This is a genomic window from Pseudomonas sp. P5_B2, from assembly GCF_056400445.1.
In genome coordinates this window covers 1-3,166 of sequence record NZ_JBFULH010000472.1, presented here as the reverse complement: position 1 = coordinate 3,166, position 3,166 = coordinate 1, and the positions used below count along the sequence as shown (strand labels likewise).

Below are 3,166 nucleotides of genomic sequence, written 5' to 3'. Positions count from 1 at the left end.
GGCGAGGGTTGTTTGAGTCGTTATGATCCGGATGACATGAGCCCCGAAGATGGCACGGAGTTTCCCGGTGCTGCCGAGTTGTGGGAGCAGTTACAGCAAGCCCCTGAAGGTACGATCAAGCCTGCTTGAGCTTCATCAACTTCCTCAGCAGCGGTCGTCCCAGCATCAGCAAAAACACCGGGCCACCCGCTATCAGGTAGAAGTAATAAGTCACCGCCCGCCAGATCAGAATAGCCGCCGCCGCGGTCGATTTCCCCACCATGGGCGCCAGCRAGGCCGCCGACGTCAACTCCGCCGCCCCGGCACCGCCCGGTAGCAGGCTGAATTGCCCTGCACTGAGCGAAAGCATCTGGATCAAAAAGCACCACGCCCATTGCAAATCCGCCCCCAGCCCGCGAAGTGCCAGATACAACACGCTGTAGCGCAGGACCCAATGCAAGCAGGTCAGGGCAAACACCGTGATCAATGTCTGAAAAGGCAACTTCAATGTGTCAGTGAAGGCGGCGAGGAAGTGCAGAAGTTTGCGTGCCCAGCGCAGGCGCGTAGTGCTTTTTACATTCAGACGAACCAGTAGTCGTCCGCTCAGGCGAATCAGCAGCCGATGGTAGCGGGCGACCATCACGCAGCAGATCAACCCGCAGAACATTGAAAAGACACTGACCGTCAGCAACCATTCCATACGTTCGCTGAGGTGCTGAAACAGCGCATAAATTAAAATCCCGCTCAGTGCACAGAGAAAAAACAGCAGATCACTCAGTTGATCCATGGCGAATACTGCGCTGCCCCTGGCCGGTTGCACGCCATTGCGCGCCAGCAACGCCATGATTGCCAGCGGTCCACCGCTGCCGCCAGGAGTGGCGCAATAGGCAAACTCGACAGCCATCACCACGCCAAGGCTTTTGACCGGGCTGACCTTATCGCACTGATCGCCGAGCAACAGGCGCAAGCGCAGGGTGTTCACCGCCCAGCACAACAGAATCATGCCGAACATGATCAGCAGCCAGCTCAATGGAAAATTTTGCAGGCGCAACCAGGTCTGGTTGCCGCCGAGCAACAGCGGGATCAGCACCGCAGCCAACAGGGCGACGAACAGCACAATCCTCCGGCTCATGCTGCTCGGCCGACTGGGGCGCGTTGCAAACCCAGCCATTGGGACTTGGTCATCGGCACGCGCCCCTCGTCGAGCAAGCGCTTGAGGGTCTGCAACCAGTAGGTGCGAGAGAACGCATGGCGCATGTCCACCGGGTGCAAGCCCAGGCGAATGACCGGCGCGTGTTGCCAGCGCTGTTCACGGTGATCGCTGAGCAGTTTCGATACGCCTCGCCGCCAGGCACTGCGAGCGCTCCAGACCAGCCCGGGTGCATCAATCGGCGTGAAATCCGGAAGTCGATACAAATGCTGCGAATCGCTGGTGTAGTGCAGCGGCAATTGGCGTAGCGCCTCGCGCGTGCCTTCGCTCATCAACCAGGCCGGGGCGACGAAACCTTCCAGGGGCCAGTGGTAACGCTCAAAGACCTCGATTCCGGCGTGCACCCGGGCGAGCGCGACCTGTTGCGACAGACTGTAAAACTCGCCTTCGTGGGTGTAGATACGGCGCATGAACCAGTCTCGCGGGTTGCCGGGCGGAGGTCCCTCATCGCAATGAAAGTAGCCGTGCAATACAAGTTCGTCCCCTCGGGCAACGCGTTGGGTGAGCACACGTCGAAAGTCCGGGTGAGCGTCAATGCTGTTGTGTTTGTGAAAGTCCGGGACCACCAGCCATGTCATCGGTACATCGCCCAACGCGTCGACCGCTTCAACGAAGGGTTGATAGTCGGCCCAGGTGTGCGGCGCAACGTCGTGCAGCACCAGTAACACGCAGGAAGGGTTCATCGGATTAACCATTGGCGGTCAGCGGCCATTGGCTGCCGAGTACGGCGTGATAGTGCCCCAGCAGACTTTGGACCACCGAGTCCCAGCTGTATTGCTGCTCGACGTGACGGCGCGCCGTTTTTCCCAGCGCCGCGTTGTCCTGACTGAATAGCTCACGAACAGCATTAGTCATCGCCGTCGAGTTGTTCGGTGCGCACAACAAGCCGCAGGGCGCAGTAACAATTTCCGGAAAGGCGCCGGCCGCCACAGCCACCACCGGAATGCCGCTGGCCATGGCTTCGAGTATCACCAACCCGAATGTTTCCTGGTCGCCGGCGTGCAGCAATGCATCGGCGCTGGCCATCAATCGCGCCACTTGTACGGTCGGGCAGAATCCATCGACCACGGTGACGTTGTCCGGTACAGCGGCCGGCATCGACGAACCCACCAGCAGCAGGTGATAACGCGGACCCAGCCGCACCATGCAATCGAGCAGCACCGGCAGGTTTTTTTCTTTGGAACCGCGGCCGGCGAAAATCAACAGATGCGTGTTTTCATCAATGCCTAATTCGGCGCGCAGACCAGGGTCTCGGGCATTAGGGTTAAAGGTTTGCAAGTCGACGCCCAACGGTTGGACAAACACGTTCTTCACCCCCAGCCCACTCAGTTTGTCGGCCATGACCCGGCTCGGTGCCAGAACCCGGTCGAAGTTGCCATAGAGCTTGCTGACATAGGCCTCGACGTTCGGCGTGACCCAATTGCCCATCCGATTGCTGACCAGTAGCGGCAAGTCCGAGTGATAAAAACCGATGACCGGAACGTCCAGTTGGCGCCGCGCATCCAGTGCTGCCCACGCGGTGAGATACGGGTCGCCTACTTCGATCAGATCGGGCTGTAAGTCCTGCAGGACATTTCGCCAGGGGGCCAGGCGGAGGGGAAAGCGATAACCCTTGCCAAAGGGCAGTGCAGGGGCGGGAACTGTGTAAACGCCATCCGTTTCACTCAGGTGAGCGCCCGGAATCAACAGGCTGTGACGAATGCCTGGCTTGGTGCCAAGGCGACGGTGTTTGGCATCCAGATACGTGCGCACGCCACCGCTGGCAGGGGCGTAGAACATGGTGATGTCCGCGATATGCACGATGAACAGCCTCCGGTCCTGTGGTTCTCCCTTGGTTGACCTTTATGAAGGATAGATGTTCGGTTGGGGTTTTGTGGCGGGGTGTCAGGGGGGCTGTGGTGTTTTGCAGGACGCCTTCGCGAGCAAGTCGAATCGTCGCACCGCCGCTCCCACATTTAACCGAGTTCTTCCAGAAAG

The 3,166-nt window shown here is 59.5% G+C and carries 4 protein-coding genes; 1 reads left to right on the top strand and 3 read right to left on the bottom strand.

The genetic code is table 11. The annotated features are described in order from the left end of the window. Positions 1–129: hypothetical protein (locus tag AC1DRJ_RS22550; protein WP_477804091.1), on the top strand; the 129-nt coding region annotated here is incomplete at its 5' end. Here the strand turns inward: AC1DRJ_RS22550 and AC1DRJ_RS22545 are convergent. From AC1DRJ_RS22545 to AC1DRJ_RS22535, 3 genes are read right to left on the bottom strand one after another with little or no spacing between them, the layout of a single operon-like run. Then, entirely contained in the window at positions 116–1,111 is a 996-nt protein-coding gene (locus AC1DRJ_RS22545; protein ID WP_477804089.1) for a lysylphosphatidylglycerol synthase transmembrane domain-containing protein, read from the bottom strand. The genes AC1DRJ_RS22550 and AC1DRJ_RS22545 overlap by 14 nt on opposite strands. Further along, a complete protein-coding gene (locus tag AC1DRJ_RS22540) occupies positions 1,108–1,884 on the bottom strand; it encodes a DUF2334 domain-containing protein (protein WP_477804088.1) in 777 nt (258 codons plus the stop codon). Before AC1DRJ_RS22540 ends, AC1DRJ_RS22545 begins: the two co-directional genes overlap by 4 nt. Beyond that, complete coding sequence (locus AC1DRJ_RS22535; RefSeq protein ID WP_477804090.1) at positions 1,877–2,998, bottom strand: glycosyltransferase family 4 protein; 1,122 nt, start codon at positions 2,996–2,998, stop codon at positions 1,877–1,879. Before AC1DRJ_RS22535 ends, AC1DRJ_RS22540 begins: the two co-directional genes overlap by 8 nt. Between the last annotated feature and the right edge of the window lie 168 nt (positions 2,999–3,166).

Excerpts from the sequence above, each read along its gene's own strand:
- AC1DRJ_RS22540 (WP_477804088.1), bottom strand. The coding sequence starts at position 1,884 with ATGGTTAATCCGATGAACCCTTCCTGCGTGTTACTGGTGCTGCACGAC.